Origin of the sequence: Streptomyces caelestis (assembly GCF_001279005.1) — a bacterium.
GTDB lineage: Bacteria > Actinomycetota > Actinomycetes > Streptomycetales > Streptomycetaceae > Streptomyces > Streptomyces heliomycini.
Genome location: NZ_LGCN01000034.1, coordinates 1 through 1,030, shown reverse-complemented (window position 1 = coordinate 1,030; position 1,030 = coordinate 1). Strand labels below are relative to the sequence as shown.

Below are 1,030 nucleotides of genomic sequence, written 5' to 3'. Positions count from 1 at the left end.
GCTGACGGGGGAGCGGCTGGCGGGTGTGCTGCGTCCGAAGGTGGACGCGGCCTGGCACCTGCACGAGGCGACCAAGGACCTCGACCTCACCGCCTTCGTGGTGTTCTCGTCGGTGGCGGGGACGTTCGGCAGCGCGGGTCAGTCGGCTTATGCGGCGGGGAACGCGTTCCTGGACGCTCTGGTGCGTCGTCGGCGTGCGTCGGGGCTGCCGGCGGTGTCGCTGGTGTGGGGTCCGTGGTCGCAGGACGCGGGCATGACCCAGGCGCTGTCGGAGACCGACCACCGCCGCATCACCCGCTCCGGCCTCCCCCCGGTGACGGTGGAGCAGGGCGTCGCCCTGTTCGACGCTGCGATGGCCGCCGATGCGGCGGTCCTTCTCCCCGTGCGCCTCGACTTCCCGGCGCTCCGCGCGCAGGGAGAGATTCCGCCGCTGCTCAGCGGGCTGATCCGGACGGCCCCCCGTCGCGCGGCGGCCACAGGGTCTGCCGAGACCACCGGACTGGCCGAACGGCTGACCGCGCTCGGCGAGACCGAACGCCGCGAGATGATGCTGGACCTGGTGCGCGGACACATCGCCCTCGTCCTCGGCCACTCGGGCGCACAGACGGTCAGCCCTCACCGGGCCTTCCAGGACCTGGGCTTCGACTCGCTGACGGCGGTGGAGCTGCGGAACCGGCTGGGCAAGGCGACCGGGCTGCGCCTGCCCGCCACCGTCGTCTTCGACTACCCGACCGCGGAACTCCTCGCCGACCATCTGCTCGACACCGTGCTCGGAACCGTGCGTGACGTGGCTGTGCCGGTGGGGTCGCTGCCGTCGGTGGCGGACGATCCGGTGGTGATCGTGGGGATGGCGTGCCGTTACCCGGGCGGGGTGTCGTCGCCGGAGGACCTGTGGCGGCTGGTGTCCGAGGGTGTCGACGCCGTGTCCAAGTTCCCGGCTGACCGTGGATGGGACGTCGAGTCCCTCTACCACCCGGACCGGAGTGTGCCCGGGACGTCGTACACACGCTCGGGCGGTTTCCTGCACGAC

At 72.1% G+C, this 1,030-nt stretch carries 1 protein-coding gene; it reads left to right on the top strand.

Annotated elements, in window-relative coordinates:
- The coding region (locus ADK41_RS04330; protein ID WP_159043938.1) for a beta-ketoacyl reductase at positions 1-1,030 on the top strand (1,030 nt) is incomplete at both ends.